The 21,401-nt window shown below is 72.1% G+C and carries 16 protein-coding genes; 15 read left to right on the forward strand and 1 reads right to left on the reverse strand.

Features of this window, described 5'->3' with window-relative positions; genetic code table 11:
- Positions 1-327: 327 nt before the first annotated feature.
- The 12 genes from ACIP6U_RS34190 to ACIP6U_RS34245 all read left to right on the forward strand — a co-directional run bounded on the left by ACIP6U_RS34190 (position 328) and on the right by ACIP6U_RS34245 (position 13,725).
- The gene (locus tag ACIP6U_RS34190; RefSeq protein WP_401726192.1) at positions 328-2,394 is read left to right on the forward strand and encodes a glycoside hydrolase family 27 protein; all 2,067 of its coding nucleotides are present in this window, start codon (positions 328-330) and stop codon (positions 2,392-2,394) included.
- Between the two features lie 14 nt (positions 2,395-2,408).
- A complete protein-coding gene (locus tag ACIP6U_RS34195) occupies positions 2,409-3,698 on the forward strand; it encodes an ABC transporter substrate-binding protein (RefSeq protein ID WP_401726008.1) in 1,290 nt (429 codons plus the stop codon).
- 1 nt (position 3,699) lies between these two features.
- Positions 3,700-4,635 carry a carbohydrate ABC transporter permease gene (locus ACIP6U_RS34200; protein ID WP_401726010.1) on the forward strand — a complete coding sequence of 312 codons (936 nt, stop codon included), beginning with the start codon at positions 3,700-3,702 and terminating at the stop codon, positions 4,633-4,635.
- Positions 4,635-5,483, forward strand: coding sequence for a carbohydrate ABC transporter permease (locus ACIP6U_RS34205; protein WP_401726012.1), 849 nt, complete (start codon positions 4,635-4,637; stop codon positions 5,481-5,483). Before ACIP6U_RS34200 ends, ACIP6U_RS34205 begins: the two co-directional genes overlap by 1 nt.
- Positions 5,480-7,543, forward strand: a complete 2,064-nt coding sequence (locus ACIP6U_RS34210) for an alpha-galactosidase (protein WP_401726013.1) — start codon at positions 5,480-5,482, stop codon at positions 7,541-7,543. The genes ACIP6U_RS34205 and ACIP6U_RS34210 overlap by 4 nt, the downstream gene beginning before the upstream one ends.
- A 76-nt stretch (positions 7,544-7,619) precedes the next feature.
- Positions 7,620-8,393, forward strand: coding sequence for an SDR family NAD(P)-dependent oxidoreductase (locus ACIP6U_RS34215; RefSeq protein ID WP_401726015.1), 774 nt, complete (start codon positions 7,620-7,622; stop codon positions 8,391-8,393).
- A gap of 52 nt (positions 8,394-8,445) precedes the next feature.
- Positions 8,446-9,186, forward strand: coding sequence for a FadR/GntR family transcriptional regulator (locus ACIP6U_RS34220; RefSeq protein ID WP_401726016.1), 741 nt, complete (start codon positions 8,446-8,448; stop codon positions 9,184-9,186).
- Positions 9,183-10,328: a galactonate dehydratase gene (gene dgoD, locus ACIP6U_RS34225; RefSeq protein WP_401726018.1), complete on the forward strand. Its 1,146-nt coding sequence runs from the start codon at positions 9,183-9,185 to the stop codon at positions 10,326-10,328. Before ACIP6U_RS34220 ends, dgoD begins: the two co-directional genes overlap by 4 nt.
- Before the next feature lie 2 nt (positions 10,329-10,330).
- A complete protein-coding gene (locus tag ACIP6U_RS34230) occupies positions 10,331-11,116 on the forward strand; it encodes a hypothetical protein (RefSeq protein ID WP_401726020.1) in 786 nt (261 codons plus the stop codon).
- Between the two features lie 25 nt (positions 11,117-11,141).
- Positions 11,142-11,774, forward strand: a complete 633-nt coding sequence (locus ACIP6U_RS34235) for a bifunctional 4-hydroxy-2-oxoglutarate aldolase/2-dehydro-3-deoxy-phosphogluconate aldolase (protein WP_401726022.1) — start codon at positions 11,142-11,144, stop codon at positions 11,772-11,774.
- Positions 11,771-12,742 (forward strand): SMP-30/gluconolactonase/LRE family protein, encoded by a 972-nt coding sequence (locus tag ACIP6U_RS34240; protein WP_401726023.1) that lies wholly within the window; start codon positions 11,771-11,773, stop codon positions 12,740-12,742. Before ACIP6U_RS34235 ends, ACIP6U_RS34240 begins: the two co-directional genes overlap by 4 nt.
- Positions 12,739-13,725 carry a sugar kinase gene (locus tag ACIP6U_RS34245; RefSeq protein WP_401726024.1) on the forward strand — a complete coding sequence of 329 codons (987 nt, stop codon included), beginning with the start codon at positions 12,739-12,741 and terminating at the stop codon, positions 13,723-13,725. The genes ACIP6U_RS34240 and ACIP6U_RS34245 overlap by 4 nt, the downstream gene beginning before the upstream one ends.
- Here ACIP6U_RS34245 and ACIP6U_RS34250 read toward each other — a convergent pair.
- A complete protein-coding gene (locus ACIP6U_RS34250) occupies positions 13,706-14,971 on the reverse strand; it encodes a YhgE/Pip domain-containing protein (RefSeq protein ID WP_401726026.1) in 1,266 nt (421 codons plus the stop codon). The two genes, ACIP6U_RS34245 and ACIP6U_RS34250, sit on opposite strands and share 20 nt — an antisense overlap.
- 335 nt (positions 14,972-15,306) lie before the next feature.
- Between ACIP6U_RS34250 and ACIP6U_RS34255 the strand changes: the two genes are divergently transcribed.
- The 3 genes from ACIP6U_RS34255 to ACIP6U_RS34265 all read left to right on the forward strand — a co-directional run bounded on the left by ACIP6U_RS34255 (position 15,307) and on the right by ACIP6U_RS34265 (position 21,401).
- Positions 15,307-17,415: a molybdopterin cofactor-binding domain-containing protein gene (locus tag ACIP6U_RS34255; RefSeq protein ID WP_401726194.1), complete on the forward strand. Its 2,109-nt coding sequence runs from the start codon at positions 15,307-15,309 to the stop codon at positions 17,413-17,415.
- A 71-nt stretch (positions 17,416-17,486) separates the two neighbouring features.
- Positions 17,487-17,948 (forward strand): (2Fe-2S)-binding protein, encoded by a 462-nt coding sequence (locus ACIP6U_RS34260; protein ID WP_401726028.1) that lies wholly within the window; start codon positions 17,487-17,489, stop codon positions 17,946-17,948.
- A gap of 78 nt (positions 17,949-18,026) precedes the next feature.
- The gene (locus ACIP6U_RS34265) at positions 18,027-21,401 is read left to right on the forward strand and encodes a pyruvate carboxylase (protein WP_401726196.1); all 3,375 of its coding nucleotides are present in this window, start codon (positions 18,027-18,029) and stop codon (positions 21,399-21,401) included.

The raw sequence follows: 21,401 nt of genomic DNA on the forward strand, positions 1-21,401 counted from the left end.
TTGCCAGTGCGGCTCTGACAACGTTGCCAAACACTGCACCCGCGGGGGTGGGCTGTCAAGGTTTCCGGCGGTCGCACCAGGCCTCTCAGAATAAATTAGTAATTAATATTGACAAGGTTTCGGCCGCACGCCACAGTCGTCGCCGTGACGTCGAGGCCGCCGTCATGGGGGCGGCCACGTATCACGCCGTCCGCTTCCCAACCACCGGAGAGGCACGTGACCTCACACCCGCAAGGCCGCAAGGCCGCAGGCCACAGACTCGGGCGCCGAGCCGGCACGGCCGCCGCGATCGCGACGGTGCTCGCCGTGACCGCGGCTCCCACGGCGATGGCGCAGGCACCCGCGGCTTCGGCGCAGACCCCCGAGGCCTCGGCGCGGGGCGCCGTGGACCAGGGCGCCCCCGCGTACTACGACAGCGGTCTCGCCCCGACGCCCTACATGGGCTGGAACACCTACTACGGGCTCGGCGCGCCCACCGAGAAGGATGTGCGCTCGGTCGCCGACAGGCTGGTCGGCAGCGGTCTGCGCGACAGCGGCTACGACATCGTGTGGCTGGACGGCGGCTGGCAGGCCGACAACCCCCGTGACGCACAGGGCCGGTTGGTGGCCAACCCGGACCGCTTCCCCTCCGGGATCCCGGCACTCGTCTCCTATCTGCACAAGCGCGGACTGCGCGCGGGCATCTACACCGACGCCGGCACCTACGACGGCGGCAAGAGCTGCGGGCTCGGCAGCCGCGGCCACTACGACCAGGACGCGCGGCAGTTCGCGGGCTGGAAGGTCGACGCGATCAAGGTCGACTTCCTGTGCGGGATCGGCGCCGCGCTCGATCCGGGCCCGGCCTTCAAGGAGTTCAGCGACGCGGTCGCCAAGTCCGGCCGCAAGATGCTGCTGAACCTGTGCAACCCGCTCACCGACGACTGGGGCCTGCCGCACACCCCCGAGCAGGACGCGCACAACACGTACGTGTACGCCCCGACCGCCGCCGACTCCTGGCGCACCGGCACCGACATCGCCTGGGGCACCGCGAGCCCCGGTCAGTGGCCCAACGTGCTGCGCAACATGGACGCCAACGCCTGGCACCCCGAGGCGCAGGGACCCGGTCACTACAACGACCCGGACTACCTGATCCCCATGCGCAGGATGGCCGACGGGACATACGAGCTGACGCAGGAGGAGTCCACCAGCCAGTTCGTCATGTGGGCCGAGATGGGCTCACCGCTCGTCCTCGGCTCCGACCCGCGCACCCTGTCCGACTCGATGCTGAAGACCCTCCGCAACCCGGAGATCATCGCCGTCGACCAGGACCCCCTCGCGATCCAGGGCGTGCGGGTGGCCTCGGACTCGGTCGGGGACGTGTACAGCAAGGTGCTGGACGGACACGGCCGGCGCGCGGTCGTGCTGCTCAACCGGTCCGACCGACCCGCCCAGCGGACCGTGCGGTTCGCGGACGCCGGGCTCGGCGGTCATGTCCAGGTACGCGACCTGCGGGCACGGGCGGACAAGGGCACGCACACGGGCTCCTACACCGTCGAAGTCCCCGCCCACGGCACCGCGTTCCTCAAGCTGACCGGCACCGACGACCTGCCCGGCACCGACCTCGGCGAGAAGACCACGGCCAGCCCGGCCGCCGTGCGTGACGGCTCCGGACTGACCACCTTCTCCCGCGGGCCGCACGGCTCCCTCGTGCAGCGCACCGACAACGGCCGCACCCGTGACCTCGGTGGCCCCGCGCAGGGCAGGATCCTGGGCCAGCCCGCCGCGTACGCCTCCGCGGGCGGCCGCATCGACGTCTTCGTGCGGGGTGCCGACTCCCGGGCCTACCGGCGCGTCTACGAGCACGGGCACTGGAGCGCCTGGCAGAGCCTCGGCGGCCGGCTGACCGACGCGCCGACCGTCGCCTTCACCGACCCCGCGCACTGGACGCTCGTCGCACGCGGCGCCGACGGCCTGATCACCCAGCGCGGACCGGTGTCCGGGTGGTCGTCGCTCGGCGCGCCCGACGACCGCCCCACGTACGGGCGTCCGTCCGCCGTCGTCGACGCGCAGGGGCGCGTCCACGTCGCCGTACGCACCGCCGTGGACGACATCTGGACGCGGTCGCGCGACACCTCGGGCCAGTGGTCGGCGTGGACCTCGCTCGGCGGGACGGTCAGCGGCAGTCCGACGCTGGTCGCCGTCGGGGACGCGGTCGTGCTGTACGCGCGGGCCGCGGACTACACGCTCTGGCAGCAGCGGTACGCCGACGGTGCCTGGCAGGGCTGGAGCAAGCGACAGGAGTTCCCGAGCGCCGCCTTCGACGGGGCGCTGGGTGTGGTCGCGGGGCCCGACGGCTCCGTCGACGCGGTGTTCCGCGGAGTGGACGGCTATCTGCACCGGACCGAATTCAAATAAATTAGGAATCAATCATGGTCAACCAACTGCCCAGCCGACGCCTCTTCCTCGGCGGACTCGGTGCCGCCGGCACCGCGGCACTGCTCAGCGGCTGCGTCACCTCCACCTCCACCGGCAAGAGCTCCTCGAAGGGCGCGGTCACCCTCCAGTCCAACGTGTCCGCCCCGCAGGCCAAGGCCGCGATGGAGGACGTCGTCGCCGCCTACGCCAAGCAGGGCTCCGGCAAGGCGAGCCTCAACACGGTCGCCGCGGAGACCTTCCGCACCCAGCTGCCGACCTACCTCACCTCGGCCAACCCGCCGGACGTGTACACCTGGTACCCCGGCTCGGTGGCGGACGCCTACGCCAAGAAGAACCTGCTCCTCGACCTCGACGAGGTGTGGAGCTCCTCGCCCGACCTCAAGAAGTACAGCAAGGCGCTCAACACGCTCTGCACCGCGAGCTCCGGCAAGAAGGTCTTCGTGCCCAACACCTACTACTGGTGGGGCATGTTCTACCGCAAGTCCAACTTCGCCAAGTGGGGCGTGAGCGAGCCCAAGAGCTGGGACGACTTCCTCGACCTGTGCGACAAGCTCAAGAGCAAGGGCGTCACCCCGATCGGACTCGGCGCGGGCGGCAACACCCCCTGGGTCGCGTCCGCCTGGTTCGACTACCTGGACATCCGGATCAACGGCGCCCAGTACCACCGTGAACTCCTCGCCGGAAAGCACCGGTTCGACGACCCCGAGGTACGCAAGGTCTTCGACCGCTGGCAGGAGGTGCTGCCGTACTTCGACCCCAACGGCACCGCCGTCGCCTTCCAGGACGCGACGACCTCGCTGCTCAACGGCCGCAGCGGCATGATGCTCATCGGCACCTTCTTCGCCGACGCGGCCCCCAAGGACGCCCTGGACGACATCGACTTCTTCCGGTTCCCGGTCATCGACTCCAAGATCCCGCTCGCCGAAGAGGCGCCCGTCGACGGCTACTTCGCCAGCGCCCGCACCGGTCGCGAGGACCAGGTCGCCGACCTGATGAAGTACCTCGCCACCGCCGAGGCCCAGGAGATCTACATCAAGGGCTCCTCCGGCACCGTGCTGCCCTGCAACCCCGACGCGAAGGACGCCGGCACCCCGCTGGTCATCAAGGGCCGCAAGCACATCGACGAGGCGGCCGAGATCACCCAGTTCTTCAACCGGGACTCCAGCGACGCCCTCCAGCCCACCGCCGACAACGCGTTGACCAAGTTCCTGGCCAAGCCCAAGTCGATCGGGAGCATCCTCACCGACTGGCAGCGCGACGCCGAGAAGATCTGGAACGCCTGACATGGCAGTCCTGACCGCACCCGAACGGAAGTCCCCGGCCCGCACGCCCGTCAAGGGCAAGCGGGTCCGGGGGCCCCGGCGCACACCCCCGATGGTGCTCGCCTTCGTCCTGGTCCCGCTCCTGGCCGAAGCGGTGTGGGTGTTCTGGCCCGCGCTCCAGGGCTTCTACCTCGCCCTCACGAGCTGGGACGGCGTCTCCGCACCGCGCTTCGTCGGCCTGGACAACTTCCGGGAGATGGCCCACGACGAGGTCTTCCGCAGCGCCACCGGCCACACCGTCCTGTGGCTCGTCCTCTTCGGCGGCCTGTCCGCCCTGCTCGGCCTCGCCGCCGCGCTGCTGCTCCAGCAGGAGCGGCGCGGCGTCGGGTTCTACCGCGCGGCCCTCTTCCTGCCGGTCGTCTTCTCCCTGGTCGCCACCGCCCTGGTCTGGCAGGCGATCTACCAGCCCGACGGCGTCCTGAACCAACTCCTGGAATCCGTCGGCCTCGGCAGCCTGCGCCACGCCTGGCTCGCCGACCAGGACACCGCCCTGTACGCGGTGATCGTGCCCGCGCTGTGGCGCCAGATCGGCTACGTCATGGTCCTCTACCTGGCCGGCCTCAAGGGCATCGACCCCGCCCTGTACGAGGCCGCGAAGGTCGACGGCGCGACCGCCTGGCAGCGCTTCCGGCACGTCACCCTGCCCCAACTGCGCAGCGTCAACGCGGTCGTTCTGTCGGTCATCGTCATCGACTCGCTGCGCTCCTTCGACGTCGTGTGGTCCCTGACCCGCGGCGGCCCCTACCACTCGTCCGAGCTGCTGAGCACCTACATGTACTCGACCGCCTTCCAGTCCCTGCGCCTCGGCTACGGCTCCGCGCTCGCCGTCGTCATCTTCGTGCTGGCCTTCGGCGTCATCTGCTCCTACCTCGTCCGCGCGTTCAGGGAGGCCGACTGATGTCCGCCAACTCCACCGCCCTGCGCCGCAGGCGGGCCGCCACCGCCGGATTCCACCTCGGCGCCGGTGCGCTGGCGATCCTGTGGCTGCTGCCCATCGCCCTGGTCGTGGTGACCAGCCTGCGCTCCTTCGACGACATCGCCGCCCACGGCCTGGGCAGTTGGCCGCACTCCTTCACCTTCGGCAACTTCAGCCAGGCCTGGGTCGACGGCGGCCAGCAGCGCGCCCTCATCAACAGCCTGGTCGTCACGATCCCCTGCGTCCTGGTTACGCTGGCCCTCGCCGCGATGGCCGCGTTCGCCCTCAGCCGCTACGAAGTCCCCTTCCGGCGCTCGCTGTTGCTCCTCATGCTCGGCGGCAACCTGCTGCCCCCGCAGATCCTGCTCATCCCGGTGTCCAAGCTCAGTGAAGTGATGGGCATCTACGACACCCTGCCCGCGCTCATCGGCGTGCAGATCGGCTTCGGCGTCGGCTTCTACGTCTTCGTGCTGCACGGGTTCATGCGGTCGATCCCGGTGGAGATCCAGCAGGCGGCGGTCGTCGACGGCGCGGGCCCCTGGCAGATCTTCTGGCGGATCATCCTCCCGCTGACCAGGCCCGCCCTGGCCGCGCTCAGCGCCCTGTCCTTCACCTGGATCTTCAACGACCTGCTCTGGGCGATCACCGTCCTGCGCAGCGACACCAAGATGCCGATCACCGCGGCGCTCATCGGACTGCAAGGACAGTACGTGTCGATGTGGAATGTCATCGCGGCCGGTTCCGTCATCGCCGCCGCGCCCACGGTCGCCGTGTTCCTGCGCTTCCAGCGGCATTTCGTGGCCGGACTCAACCTCGGAGCGGTCAAGTGACCTACCAGCGCTGGACCCTGCGCACGGAGAACAGCAGCTACACCGTGCGCCTGTCCCCGGACGGCCCCTGGGCCGAACTCGACGCCTGGGGGCCGCTCGGCGTCGAGGACGGCCCGTCCGCCCTGGACTGGTCCAGGCGCACGCACTTCATCACCCCCGCCGACGCGGCACCGGCCGAGTATCTGCCGTACGGGCTGCGGCCGTTCACCGGATCGGAGCTGGTGGCGTCCACTCCGGACGGGGACGACCGGGGCGTGTGGTGGGAGTTCGCGGGGGCGGAGGCGAGCGAGGGTTCGCTGCGACTCGCCTTCCAGGACGAGCAGGTGGGCCTGCGGACCGTCCTGCGCTACGAGACCGTGCCGGACACGGACGTGATCCTGCGCTGGACCGAGTTCACCGCCACGCGGGAACTGCGCCTGGAGCGCCTCGACTCGGCCGCCGTGACCGTCCCCGTCTCCGATGTCGCCCGGCTGACGTACCTCACGGGTCAGTGGTCGCAGGAGTTCCAGCGCACCCAACTCGACCTGCCCAGAGGCACGTTCAGCATCGGTAGCCTCCAGAGCGTGCCCGGTCACGCGTACGCGCCCTGGCTCGCGGTGCAGGACGGCGACTCGCCGGCCGCGTACGGGATCGCCCTCGCCTGGCCCGGCAACTGGCACATCACAGCGGAGGCCGCGCCCGGCGGCTTCGTACGAGTGCGGGCAGGCCGGGTGCCGCACGAGGGGGTGGCCCTGCTCGCACCTGGGGAGACCCTCACCACGCCCCAACTCGCCTGCGCCTTCAGTCCGGAGGGCCTCGACGGGCTCTCGCGCGTCTGGCACCGCTACGAACGCCGGCTCACCGGCGAGCGGCTGCACCGCCCGCGCAAGGTCCTCTACAACTCCTGGGAGGCCACCGGCTTCGACGTCGAGGCGGCCGGCCAACTGGAGCTGGCGAAGACCGCCGCCGACATCGGCGCCGAGCTGTTCGTCGTGGACGACGGCTGGTTCACCGGACGGCACGACGACACCGGGGGACTGGGCGACTGGTGGCCGGACCCGGCCGCGTTCCCGCAGGGCTTCGACCAATTCGTGGCGGACGTAAGGGCGTTGGGCCTGGACTTCGGCCTCTGGGTCGAGCCCGAGGCCGTGAGTCCCAAGAGCCGGCTGTACGCCGAACACCCGGAGTGGGTCTACCGGATCGAGGGCCGCCCCCGTCGGCTCGTCCGCAACCAGCTCCTTCTCGACCTCGGCCGGACCGACGTCCAGGACTTCGTGATCGGGACGCTCGACCGGCTGCTCGGCACGTACGACATCAGCTACCTCAAGTGGGACATGAACCGCCCGCCCACCGAGCGCGGGCGGCCCGGCGCCGGCCCGGTCGACCTCGACGCCGAGCACGTCGCCGGATACCTGCGCGTCCTGGACCACCTCCGGTCCGCCCACCCCGACGTCACCGTCGAGGGCTGTGCGGGCGGCGGCGGGCGGATCGAGCACGCGACCATCGCGCGCACCGACGTGGTGTGGCCCAGCGACAACACCGCTCCGCTGGACCGGCTCGCCATCCAGTACGGCTTCCTGCACGCGCACGCCCCGCACGTCATGAGTTCCTGGGTCACCGACGCGCCCGGCGTCTTCGATCCGCGCCCGCGCAGCCTCGCCTTCCGCTTCGTCAACGCCATGTGCGGAGTGCTGGGCATCGGCGCCGACCTGCGCGAGTGGACGCCGGAGCAGCGGGCCGAGGCGGCCCGGTGGATCGCCCGGTACAAGGACGTGCGGGACGTGATCCACCACGGCGAGGCACGGCTCCTCGGCACGCCGGAGGAGCCGAGCTGCGGGGTGCAGTACGACCTCGGCGAGCGTACGGTCGTCGCCGCGCTGAGCACCGGGCGTCTCGACGGCGCCCCGCTCGTGCCGGGGCGGGCGAGCCGGCTCCGGCTGCGGGGGCTGGACGCCGCGGCACGCTACCGGGACACGGCGACGGGGACGACGTACAGCGGAGCGCATCTGCTGCACCACGGGCTGCCGTTCGCCTGGAGCGGCGATCACGACGCCGACCTGGTCGTGCTGATGCGCGAGTGAGCCCCTTATGTTTCCAGCAAGCCCTTACTCGTGAAAACCGAGAAGGACCAGAAGGTCGCGAAGGAGTCGAACCTCGATGGACCAGTCCGCACACCGGCCCGGCGCCCGCTTCACCGGGCGCACGGCCGTGGTCACCGGCGCGGCCTCCGGCATCGGAGCCGCCACGGCCGTACGCCTCGCCGAGGAGGGAGCGGCCGTGGTGCTCACCGATGTCGCCGAGGAGCGCGGCGAGGCGGTGGCGGAGCGGATCGGCAAGGACGGCGGGCGGGCCCGGTTCGTGACCGCCGATGTCGCGGTCGAGGAGGACTGGGCGCGGGTCGTCACCGCGGCGCACGCCTTCGGGCCGGTCGACGTCCTCGTCAGCAACGCCTTCACCGTCGACGTCACACCCGCCCACGAGATGACCCTGCCGTCCTGGCAACGGCAGCTCGACGTCAACCTGACCGGCAGCTTCCTCGGCTTCCGGGCCGTCCTGCCCGACCTGCGCGAACGCGCCGGAGCCGTGGTGCTCACCTCGTCCGTCCACGCCCACCGCGGAATCCCCGGACACCCCGCGTACGCCGCCGCCAAGGGCGCCCTGCTCTCCCTGTGCGGGCAGTTGGCCGTCGAGTACGGGCCCGAGGTGCGCGTCAACGCCGTCGTGCCGGGCCCGATCCTCACCGGCGCCTGGGACCGGGTACCCGAGGACGAACGCGAACAGAGCGTCGCCGAGACGGCCGCCCGGCGGTTCGGCACCCCGGAGGAGGTGGCCGCGGCCATCGCGTTTCTCGCCGCCGACGAGGCCTCGTACATCACCGGGACGAGCCTGGTCGTGGACGGCGGCTGGAGCGTAGTGAAGGCATCCGCATGACCGCGCACCCGTCGAACCGGTCGCACCGGACGAACCAGAAAGGCAGTACGACATGAGCTCCTACGCCCGCCGCGGCGTGCACGGTCAGACCGTGGAGGCCCTCGCGCGCCGCATCCTGGGCGGTGAGATCCCCGAGGGGGCCACACTCGACCTGGTGGCACTCCAGAGCGAGCTGGACGTGAGCCTCACCGCCCTGCGCGAGTCGCTCAAGGTGCTCGCCGCCAAGGGGATGGTCGACGCCCGCCAGAAGCGCGGCACCTTCGTGCGCGCCCGCGCCGACTGGAACCTCCTCGACGCCGACGTGCTGCGCTGGCAGTTCGAGGGCGACCACACCACGGACGCCGACCGGGCGCTGCTGCGCAACCTCGCCGAGGTGCGCGCCATCATCGAACCGGCCGCCGTCCGCCTCGCCGCCGCCCGGCGCACCGACGAGGACCTCGCCGCGCTGGAGGGCGCCCTGGACGCGATGGCGGAGCAGGACGCGGGCGCCTCGCACGCCGTCGACGCCGACCTCGCCTTCCACCGTGCCCTGCTCAACGCCACCCACAACGAACTCCTCGAACGCATGGAGATGGTCATCGAGTCCGGCCTCGCCCACCGCGACCACATCGTGCACAGCGCCCCGCACAGCGAGGACCCCGTGCCCGCCCACCGCGCGGTCCTGGACGCCGTGCGCGACCGGGACCCGCTCCGCGCCGAGGCCGCCATGCGGGCCCTGCTCGACCAGGCCGGCCGCGACCTCGACCGGGTCGGCACCGCAGACGACGACACGGAAGGCTCCCGAGCCAAGTGAAGATCACCCGTATCGAAACCTTCCTCGTCCCCCCGCGCTGGCTGTTCTGCCGCGTGGAGACCGACGACGGCGTGGTCGGCTGGGGCGAACCCGTCGTCGAGGGCCGTGCCGAGGTCGTCCGGGCCGCCGTCGAGGTCCTGTCCGAGTACCTCGTCGGCCAGGACCCGCTGCGCATCCAGGACCACTGGCAGGTGCTCACCAAGGGCGGCTTCTACCGCGGCGGCCCGGTCCTCTCCAGCGCCGTCGCCGGTATCGACCAGGCCCTGTGGGACATCGCCGGGAAGACGTACGGCGCCCCCGTGCACGCCCTGCTCGGCGGTCCCGTGCGCGACCGGGTCCGGGTCTACGCCTGGGTCGGCGGCGACGAACCCGCCGAACTCACCGACCAGATCGCCGAACAGGTCGAGGCCGGCTTCACCGCCGTCAAGATGAACGGCGCCGGCGCCACCTCGCCGCTCGCCACCGCCGCCGAGACCGCGGCCGTCGTCGCCCGCGTCGCCGCCGCCCGCGAGGCCCTCGGCCCCGACCGGGACGTCGCCGTCGACTTCCACGGCCGCTTCAGCGCGGCGAGTTCCCGTCGGGTGCTCGCCGAACTCGCCCCGCTGCACCCGCTGTTCGTCGAGGAGCCGGTCGTCCCGGAGCAGAGCCATCTGCTGGCGGGCCTCGTCGCCTCCTCGCCGGTGCCGCTCGCCACCGGCGAACGCCTCTACGGACGCGCCGAGTTCCTCCCCGTCCTCGCCGCCGGGGTCGCCGTCGCCCAGCCCGACCTCTCGCACGCCGGCGGCATCTCCGAGGTGCATCGCATCGCCTCGCTCGCCGAGACCTACGGCGCCCAGCTCGCCCCGCACTGCCCGCTCGGCCCGATCGCCCTCGCCGCCAGCCTCCAGATCGCCTTCGCCACGCCCAACTTCCTGATCCAGGAACAGAGTCGGGGCATCCACTACAACAAGGACGCCGACCTCCTCTCCTACCTGGTCGACCCCGAGCCGTTCCGCTTCATCGACGGTCACGCGCCCCGCAACGACGCGCCCGGCCTCGGCATAAGCGTCGACGAGGACGCGGTGCGGGCGGCCGACCGTACGGGACACGCGTGGCGCAATCCGGTGTGGCGGCACGCCGACGGGTCGTTCGCGGAGTGGTGACCATGGACTCCTCGATCCTGCGGATCGTCACCGACCCCGCCCACGGCGGGCGTTGGACCTCGCTGCGCGCGGGGGAGCGGGAGTGGCTGTGGCGGCGGGACGGCGTCGGGCGCGAGGACGTGTCCCCGGGGGACGCCTTCGTGGACGCGGGCGGCCTCGAGGAGTGCGTGCCGACGGTGCGGGGCGTGCCGGATCACGGGGACGCGTGGGCCCGGGTCTGGACCCGGGACGGGACCGGCACCGAGCGCGTCGAGTGCGAGCGGTTCTCGCTGACCCGGACGATCGGCGCGGGACCGGTGGTCGACTACGTCCTGTCGGCCGACCCGGGCTTCCGCTTCGTATGGGCCGCGCACGCGCTGCTCGACCTGTCCCCGCGGGCCACCCTGCACATGCCGGAGGGAGTGAGCACGCGGCTCTACCCCTCGGCCGACGGCCCCTGGGTGGAAGGCGGTTGGCCCGCGTACGGGAACGTCCGCCTCGACCGGTTCGGGCCGGACGACGGCACCGCGGTCGGCGCCGTCGTCGACGCCTCCCGCGCCTGCGTCCACGACGACCAGGACCGGCTGGCGTTCGCCCTGGAGGCCGAAGGCCAGCCGGTGTCGATCGCCCTGTGGCGCAACCTCGGCGGCTTCCCGCTCGACGGTCCCTATCGCAGCACGGGCGTCGAGCCGATGCTCGGCCGCGTCTTCGACCTCGCCGAAGCCAGTCCCGACGACGCGGCGCGCGTCCCGGCGTCCGGCGAGGCGCACTGGCGCCTGACCCTCGCCGCCGACTGCAACCGCACCTGAGACAACCGGAATTGGAGCCCAGCAGATGGATCTGCGAGCGTCCCTCGCCGCCCACCGCCTCGTCGCGATCGTGCGCGGAGACGACCCCGAGGCCGCGTTGAGCACCGTACTGACCCTGGCCGCCGAGGGCGTCGAGCTGATCGAGGTCTCCCTCACCGGCAAGGACGCGCTCACCGTCATCGAGCGGGCCCGGCAGGCCCTCGGCCCCGACCACCCCCTCGGCGCCGGTACGGTCCTGACCGCCGACGACGCCGTGGCCGCCCAGCGGGCCGGCGCCGACTTCGCCGTGACTCCCGCACTCGGCGAAGGGGTGAGCGCCGCAAGGGAGTTGGGCATGCCGGTGATAGCCGGAGTGATGACCCCGACCGAGATCGTGGCCGCCCGCGTGTTCGGCGCCGCCGCGCTGAAGATCTTCCCGGCGGCGGAGGCCGGCGGGCCCGCCTACCTCAAGGCGTTGCGGGGACCGTTCCCCCAGGTGCCGTTCGTGCCCGTGGGCGGCGTCGACGAGGCGGCGGCCCGCGCCTATCTGGCCGCCGGGGCGATCGCGGTCGGCGTCGGTTCACCACTCGTCGGCGACGCCGCCGACGGCGGGAGTCTCGACGAGTTGCGTACGCGGGCCCGTGTCTTCCGGGGTGTCGCGGGGGAGTTCGCGCCGTGACCGAGACCTTCCGCCCCGAAGCCCGCCACCCCGACCGGCTGGAACTCGGCGAAGGCATCCGCTGGACCGACGTCGGTATCTTCCTCGTCGACATCCTCGCGGGCCGGCTGCTGCACGCCCCCGAGGAGCCCGGCGCGCCTCTGCGTGAACTGGCCCGACTGCCCTTCCCGTTGGGCGCGGTCGCACCCGTCGCCGGCCGGCCCGGCACCTGGATCGCCGCCGCCGGCACCGGGATCTGCCTGTTGGCGCCCGACGGTTCCACCGAGTGGCTGGCCCGGCCGGAGGACGACGCCCCGCTGCCCATGCGCATGAACGACGCGACCGCCGACCCGGCCGGCCGGTTCTGGGCGGGCAGCATGGCGTACGGCGCCGACGAGGGCGCCGGTTCGCTGTACCGGGTCGACCACGACGGCACGGTGAGTCGTGTCCTCGACGGCATCAGCGTGCCCAACGGGCCGGTGTTCACGGCCGACGGGACCGGCATGTACCTGGCCGACAGCGCGCGCGGGATCGTGCGGCGGTATCCGGTGGACCCGGCGACGGGCGGACTCGGCGACCCCGAGACGTTCGTGACCGTCGCCGAGGGCAGCCCCGACGGCATGACCGTCGACCGCGAGGGCGCCGTGTGGATGGCGGTCTGGGGCACCGGAACCGTGCGCCGGTATCTGCCGGACGGGAGCCTGGACCGGACGGTGCGGTTGCCCGCGCGGCAGCCTGCGGGGGTGTGCCTGCGGGAGGACGTCCTCTATGTCACCACCGCTCGTGTGGGGTTGACCGACCCCGGCCCCGACGACGGCGCCCTCTTCGCCGTCCGGGCGGACGTGCCGGGGCGCCCGGCGGACGTCTACCGTCCCGCGGTGGACGCCTACCGTCCGGCGACGGATGCCTACCGATCCGAGACGGACGTCCACCGATCCGAGACGGACGCCTCCCGTCCCGAGGCGGCGTCGAAGCCGGAGGTGGCATGAGCACCGGCTGGCGTCCCGCCGACGGACCGGCCGTGTGCGTCGGCGAGACCATGGCCGCGCTGGCCCCCACCCCGCCCGAACCGCTGGACGGCGCCGACGAGTTGCGTCTGTCCGTGGCCGGCGCCGAGTCCAACGTCGCCATGTACCTCGCCGACCTCGGACGTCCCGTCTCCTGGCTCTCCGCCCTCGGCGACGACGCGTTCGGCAGACGGGTCCGGGCGGCCGTCGCCGCGGCGGGCGTGGACGTGACCGGCGTACGGACCGACCCCGGCCGGCCCACCGGCCTGCTGGTGAAGGACCCGGGCCGTGAGCGCACCCGCGTCCACTACTACCGCGCGGGTTCGGCGGCCTCCGCCTTGGGCCCCGACGTCCTGGACGACCCGAAACTGAGGGCGGCGGCCCTCCTGCACCTCAGCGGCATCACCCCGGCGCTCTCCGCGTCCTGTCGGGACCTGGTGCGAGGGGCGCTCGACGCCCCGGGCGACTCACGCCCGTACGCCATCAGTTTCGACGTAAACCACCGTCCCGCGCTGTGGCCGGACGACGGCACGGCCGCCGGCGTGCTGCGCGAGCTGGCGGACCGGGCGGACATCGTGTTCGTAGGACTCGACGAGGCGCAGGAGTTGTGGGGTGCGGACCTCGAACCGGACGGTGTGCGGCGGCTGTTGGCGGGCCCGCGCATCCTCGTCGTGAAGGACGGCGGGCGGGCCGCGCACGCGTTCACCGCGGAGGGCGAGTTCACGGTTCCGGCGCTGCCCACGGACGTCGTCGAACCCGTCGGCGCGGGCGACGCCTTCGCCGCCGGGTTCCTGGCCGGTCTGCTGAACGGCGACGACCTGCGGCGCGCCCTGCGCCTCGGGCACATCACGGCCGCGTCCGCGCTCAAGGTGACCGGGGACCATGGGTCGTTGCCGGACGACGCCGCCCTCAAGGGGTTGCTCGGCGCCACCGACGCGGAGTGGGTCAAGCGGGCTGCGGCGTGAGCCGCTTGTGGCCCTTGCGGTCGTAGTACCGCGTCATTCCGAAGCCGAAGAGGAGGGCGAGGGCCGCGCCGACGGCGATCATGATCCAGGAACGGGTGAGACCGGCGTCGCCGCGGGCGTCGAAGTAGAGGACCGCCCGGACACCGTCGCTGAGTTGGCGCATGGGCTCGAAGTGGGAGAGGAAGCGGTAGAAGGCGGGGACCGCCTGGAGAGGGACGGTCGCGCCCGAGGACGGCAGGCCCAGGACGATGAACACGAACATGGACACCAGCTGGCCGATCCCGCCGAACGCCGCGTTGATGGCCTGCACGCCCAGGCCGACGGCGAGGGAGGCGCAGTAGGAGTAGATCCACAGCAGCGGGATGTGACTGGCGTCCATGCCGAGGATCGAGATGGTGGCGAGCATGACCAGCGTGACGGTCACGACCGTGATGCCCGCGGTCATCCCCATCTTCAGGAGCAGGGTCTGGGTGCGGTTGACAGGGACGGTCGGCCGGCGGGTGTGCCAGGGGCCGATCTCGTTGTCCGCGTAGCCGAGGGACGTGTCGACGGCGTTGCTGATGACGTTGCCGCCGAGGAAGCCGGCCAGCACGAGCAGCAGCGTGTAGTAGAAGGCGCTGAGGCCGAGGCCGCTGTGGTCGCCGAGGGGATGGCCCACCTGGGTCACGACGTTCACCGGGTCCGCGAGCAGCAGCTTGGTCGTGGAGTCGGCCTGAGTACCGGCCGCCGACGTGAGCTGCTTGCCGATGGTCTGTGAGGCCTGGTGCGCGGCCTGCGTGGTGATCTGACTCGCGAGCGAGGAACCCAGGCTGCCCTTGCCCGGGTTGGTGAGCACCGTGATCGTCGGCCGCGCGGTGGCACCGGTCGTGGTCAGTGCCGTGACCGAGTCGGTGAAGTCGGCGGGGATGACCAGGGCGCCGTAGATCCGCCCGGAGTCGAGCTGGTCCTGTGCCTGCGCCCGGGTCAGGGTGCGCCAACCGGCCTTGCCGTCCACGGAGTTGGCGGTGACGGCGCCGGCGACCTGCGTGCCCAGGTTCTGTTGCTGTCCGGCCGGCGGCTCGCCGGTGTCCGAGTTGACGACGCCGATGGGGAGGTCGTGCAGGTCGCCCTGCGGGTTGACGACACCGCCCATGTACAGCAGGGACAGCAGCAGGGCGAGCACCGCGGTCAGGACGGACGGCATGAGCCACAGCTTGGGGCGGACCAGCAGCGTGGTGGCTCGGGCCTGGGGGTCGGCATCGGTCATGGCGGTCCTCGGGGTGGGGAGGGGCGGCTGTTGCGTAACCGGAGCTTATGAAGGCCGGCGGGCGTACACGCGGAGGCCGCGCGCGACCGGCTGACACCGAATCGGCCACAGCCGTCACACAGGCAACCTCCGGGTCCGCCGACCCCTCATACCCGGTGAACGGACCCGCGTACCGAGGTCGTCCACGGGTGGCCACGCACCGAGAGGAGTGCTCGTTGGAGGGCTTCGAAACCCCGGCAGCCGGCAGCAGACCGTCCCATGAAGCGGAGGCCGACGCGACGGAGGCCGACACGGGGGCGGCCGTACGGGGGAGGGCGCTGTCCCGCCGCCGGTTCATGGTCTACTCGCTGGCCGCCTCCACCCTCACCGTCGCCGCTCCCCTCGGCTGCGACACCTCCACGGCCCAGGGCGCCACCCCCTCGGCCGCCCGCCCCGCCTCCGACGTCCTGGTGACCGGCACCGACGAGGAGATGCTCGTCCTGGAGGTCACCGCCGCCAACAAGGTGGTCGTCCGACTGCCGCGCCTGGAGGTCGGTCAGGGCATCACCACCGCCGTCGCCATGATGATCGCCGAGGAACTGGACGCCCGGCTCGCCGACGTCGACATCCCGCTCGCCGACGCCCGCACCCGCGGCAACCAGTACACCGGCGGCTCCAACTCGGTGAGTTCGCTCTACGGCCCCGCCCGCGCCCTCGCCGCGACCGCCCGCGCCCGGCTGGTGACCGCCGCCGCCCGGAAGTGGCACGTCCCCGCCTGGAGCCTGCGCACCCGGGACACGATGGTCGTCGCGCCGGACGGCCGCACCGCCACCTTCGGCTCCCTCACCGCGAGCGCCGCCACGATCCGCCGCACCTCCGTCTCCAGCAAGCCGAAGCCGGCCGCCAAGCACCGCGTGATCGGCCGGCCGACGAACCGGATCGACGCCCGGGCCATCGTCACCGGCGCGGCGACGTACGCCGGTGACGTGACCGTCGCCGGGGTGAAGCCGACCGTGGTGGCCCGGCCGCCGACGATCAGGGGGAAGATCGTCACGGTCGACGACCGGGCGGCCCGCGCCCTGCCGGGCGTGCGCGCGGTGGTGCGAATACCGGGCGGTGTCGCGGTCGTCGCCGACACCTTCCACCACGCCTTCAAAGGCCGCGACGCCCTGAAGATCAAGTGGGCACCTGGCCCGCTCGCCGGACTGTCCGACGCGGGCGTGCGTTCCCGACTCAAGGCCGCCGTCCCCCGGTTGAGCGCCCCGCCCAGCGGATCCACCCAGATCCAGGGCGAGTTCGAGTTCGCGTTCGTCAGCCACGCCCCGATGGAGGTGCTGACCGCGGTCGCCGATGTGCGCGCCCACAAGGCCGAGTTCTGGTTCGCCAGCCAGACGCCGATGGAGGCGAGGGACGCCGTCGCCGCGGCGGTCGGGCTGCCCGCGAGCGCGGTCAAGGTCCATGTCCTGCGCGGCGGCGGCTCGTTCGGGCGGCGGCTCAACTACGACGCCGCCATCGAGGCCGCCCTGATCTCCAAGGCCGCAGGCCGGCCGGTCAAGTTGATGTGGAGCCGCAACGACGACATCCGGCACGGCCGGATGCGCCCCGCCAGCCACCACCGCATACGCGCCAGCCACAAGGACGGCCGGGTGGTGGCCTTCACGCACTCGATGGCCTCGGTGAGCGAGTCGTACGAGGGCAAGGGCGCTGTCGACCAGGCCGCGTTCACCGGACGGACACGGGCCGCATTCACCGGACGGGCGGCGGCGGGGCCCGCGCCCAGCGACTCCGGGCTCTACAACTTCGGCCGCATCTCCGGGGACTGGGGCGGCATCGACCTCGCGATACCGCTCGGCGCCTGGCGCTCGGTGGACTCCGGGACGATGCGCACCGCGGAGGAGATCCTCGTGGACGAGGTCGCCGCGAGCCTGGGACAGGACGCGGTCGCCTTCCGTCGTACGACGCTGCGGAACAAGGCGGTGAAGGCCGTACTGGACAAGGTGGCCGCCGCCGGACAGTGGGGACGGTCGCTGCCCGCCGGGCACGCGCAGGGCGTCGCCGTGCACGAGGAGTACGGGTCCTGCGTGGCCTGTCTCGCCGAGATCGACGCCACCGATCCGAAGAACCCGCGGGTGACCAAGGTGGTCATGGCGGCCGACGTCGGCCGGGTCGTCAATCCGCGCGGCCTCCAGGCCCAGCTCATGGGCACCGCGATCGACGGGATCTCGACCGTGCTGCGGGCCGGCCTCCACCTCGACCGGGGCGCGATCCGCGAGGGCAGCTTCGCCGACTTCCAGTGGGCCCGCCAGCGGCACGCCCCGCTGCACTTCGAGGCGCACATCATGCCCGCCCACGGGGACCCGGGCGGGGCCGGCGAACTCGGCGTACCGGCCGCCTCCGGGGCCGTCGCCAACGCGTACGCCCGAGCCACCGACACCAAGCCGCGCCGCTTTCCCCTCAACTTCTGACCAGCCTCAGCCCCTGATCGGCTCGGCTTCCGACCCGCCTGAGCTGCTGACCAGCCTCCGAGAAGGTACTCATGCCCTCCCACTCCTTCACCCTCAACGGCAAACCGGTCACCGTCGAGGCCCCCGCCGACATGCCCCTGCTGTGGGTGCTGCGCGACCTGCTGCACGTCACCGGGCCCAAGTACGGCTGCGGGGTCGGCGTCTGCCGCGCCTGCACGAGCCACCTCGACGGGGAGGAGATCCAGCCCTGTGTCGTCGAGGTCAAGGAGTGCGCGGGCCGCGAGGTCACCACCATCGAGGGGCTGGCCGACGGCGACGCCCTGCACCCCGTGCAACGGGCCTGGATGGACTGTGACGTCTCCCAGTGCGGCTTCTGCCAGCCCGGGCAGATCATGGCCGCCGCGGCCCTGCTGAAGCGGACGGCCCAGCCGACCGACGCCGACATCGACCGCATCGAGAACGTCTGCCGCTGCGGCACGTACGCCCGGATCCGCGAGGCGATCAACAAGGCGGCCTCGGAAATCACCCCTTGAGTGGCCCGGCTCACATGGCCAGACGGCTACGGCACCGACACCATGGTGCACGTCACCGGCAGGCTGAAGGGAGCGGCGATGTTCCGCAAGGTACTGGTCGCCAACCGTGGTGAGATCGCGATCCGGGCATTTCGGGCCGGCTACGAGCTGGGTGCCCGGACGGTCGCGGTCTTCCCGCACGAGGACCGCAACTCGCTGCACCGACTGAAGGCCGACGAGGCCTACGAGATCGGCCGGCCCGGACACCCGGTGCGGGCCTATCTCTCCGTCGAGGAGATCGTCCGCGCGGCCCGCGAGGCCGGCGCGGACGCCGTCTACCCGGGGTACGGGTTCCTGTCCGAGAACCCCGAGCTGGCGAAGGCCTGCGAGGAGGCGGGCATCACCTTCGTCGGGCCGGACGCGCAGACCCTGGAGCTGACCGGTAACAAGGCCCGCGCGGTGGCCGCGGCCCGCGCGGCCGGTGTCCCGGTGCTCGGCTCCTCCGCGCCCTCCAACGACGTGGACGAGCTGGTCCGCGCCGCCGACGAGGTCGGCTTCCCGGTGTTCGTGAAGGCGGTCGCCGGTGGCGGCGGACGCGGTATGCGGCGGGTCGAGGACCCGGCCACGCTGCGCGAGTCCATCGAGGCGGCGTCCCGCGAGGCGGCGAGCGCCTTCGGCGATCCGACCGTCTTCCTGGAGAAGGCCGTCGTCGACCCCCGCCACATCGAGGTGCAGATCCTCGCCGACGGCGAGGGCAACGTCATCCACCTCTTCGAGCGCGACTGCTCGGTCCAGCGCCGCCACCAGAAGGTCATCGAGCTGGCCCCCGCGCCCAACCTCGACCCGGCCCTGCGCGACCGCATGTGCGCCGACGCGGTCCGCTTCGCCCGCGAGATCGGCTACCGCAACGCCGGCACCGTCGAGTTCCTGGTCGACCCCGCGGGCAACCACGTCTTCATCGAGATGAACCCGCGCATCCAGGTCGAGCACACGGTCACCGAGGAGGTCACCGACGTCGACCTCGTCCAGGCCCAGCTGCGCATCGCCGCCGGCGAGACCCTCGCCGACCTCGGCCTGTCCCAGGAGACGGTGCAGCTGCACGGCGCGGCCCTCCAGTGCCGTATCACCACCGAGGACCCCGCCAACGGCTTCCGCCCGGACACCGGCCGCATCAGCGCCTACCGCTCGCCCGGCGGCTCCGGCATCCGCCTCGACGGCGGAACCACCCACGCGGGTACGGAGATCAGCGCGCACTTCGACTCGATGCTGGTCAAACTCACCTGCCGGGGCCGGGACTTCAAGACCGCGATCGGCCGGGCCCGGCGTGCCGTGGCCGAGTTCCGCATCCGCGGTGTCGCCACCAACATCCCGTTCCTGCAAGCCGTGTTGGACGACGCGGACTTCCAGGCCGGACGGGTCACGACCTCGTTCATCGAGCAGCGCCCGCAGCTGCTGACCGCCCGCTCCTCCGCCGACCGCGGCACCAAACTGCTCACCTACCTGGCCGACGTGACGGTGAACAAGCCGCACGGCGAGCGGCCCGACCTGATCGACCCGACCACCAAGCTGCCCCCACTGCCGGCCGGTGAGCCGGCCGCCGGTTCCCGGCAGCGGCTGGTCGAGCTGGGCCCCGAGGGCTTCGCCCGGTGGCTGCGCGAGTCGCCGACCATCGGCGTCACCGACACCACCTTCCGCGACGCCCACCAGTCCCTGCTCGCCACCCGGGTGCGCACCAAGGACCTCCTCGCGGTCGCCCCCGCGGTCGCCCGCACCCTGCCCGAGCTGCTCTCCCTGGAGTGCTGGGGCGGGGCCACCTACGACGTGGCACTGCGCTTCCTCGCCGAGGACCCGTGGGAGCGGCTCGCCGCGCTGCGCGAGGCCGTCCCCAACATCTGTCTCCAGATGCTGCTGCGCGGACGCAACACCGTCGGCTACACCCCGTACCCGACCGAGGTGACCGACGCCTTCGTCCAGGAGGCCGCCGCCACCGGCATCGACATCTTCCGCATCTTCGACGCCCTCAACGACGTCGGCCAGATGCGTCCCGCCATCGACGCCGTACGCGAGACGGGCACCGCGATCGCCGAGGTCGCCCTCTGCTACACCTCCGACCTGTCCGACCCCGACGAGCGCCTGTACACGCTGGACTACTACCTCCGGCTCGCCGAGCAGATCGTCGAGGCCGGCGCGCACGTCCTGGCGGTCAAGGACATGGCGGGACTGCTGCGCGCCCCGGCCGCCGCGAAGCTCGTGTCCGCGCTGCGGCGGGAGTTCGGGCTGCCGGTGCACCTGCACACCCACGACACGGCGGGCGGCCAGCTCGCCACCTACCTGGCCGCGATCCAGGCGGGCGCGGACGCGGTGGACGGCGCGGTCGCGTCCATGGCGGGCACCACCTCGCAGCCCTCCCTCTCGGCGCTGGTCGCCGCGACCGACCACTCCGAGCGTCCGACCGGCCTCGACCTCCAGGCCGTCGGCGACCTGGAGCCGTACTGGGAGAGCGTCCGGAAGATCTACGCCCCCTTCGAGGCGGGCCTCGCCTCCCCGACCGGCCGCGTCTACCACCACGAGATCCCCGGCGGCCAGCTCTCCAACCTCCGTACCCAGGCGGTCGCGTTGGGCCTCGGCGACCGGTTCGAGGACATCGAGGCGATGTACGCCGCCGCCGACCGCATCCTCGGCCACCTGGTGAAGGTGACCCCGTCCTCCAAGGTGGTCGGCGACCTCGCCCTGCACCTGGTCGGCGCCGGCGTCAGCCCCGACGACTTCGAGGCGAGCCCGAACCGCTACGACATCCCCGACTCCGTCATCGGCTTCCTGCGCGGCGAGTTGGGCACCCCGCCCGGCGGCTGGCCGGAACCCTTCCGCAGCAAGGCACTTGAGGGCCGCGCCGCCGCCAAGCCCGTGCAGGAACTGTCCACCGAAGACCGCGACGGCCTGGAGAAGACCCCGCGCTCGACCCTCAACCGCCTGCTCTTCCCCGGCCCGACCCGCGACTACGAGACCCACCGCCAGGCCTACGGCGACACCAGCGTCCTCGACAGCAAGGACTTCTTCTACGGCCTGCGCCCGGGCACGGAGTACGCCGTCGACCTCGAACCCGGCGTCCGGCTCCTCATCGAACTGGAGGCCGTCGGCGAGGCCGACGAACGCGGCTTGCGCACGGTGATGTCGGCGCTGAACGGGCAGTTGCGGCCGATCCAGGTCCGCGACACCTCCGCCGCCTCCGACATCCCGGCCACCGAGAAGGCCGACCGGGCCAACACCGGCCATGTCGCCGCGCCCTTCGCCGGCGTCGTCACCCTCGCGGTCGCCGAGGGCGACGAGGTGGCGGAAGGCGCGACCGTCGCCACGATCGAGGCGATGAAGATGGAGGCATCGATCACGACGACGAAAGCCGGCCGGGTGTCCCGGCTCGCCATCAACCGCATCCAACAGGTGGAGGGCGGCGACCTGTTGGTCGAGATCGGCTGA

It is taken from the genome of Streptomyces sp. NPDC088794 (genome assembly GCF_044750545.1).
Lineage (GTDB): Bacteria > Actinomycetota > Actinomycetes > Streptomycetales > Streptomycetaceae > Streptomyces.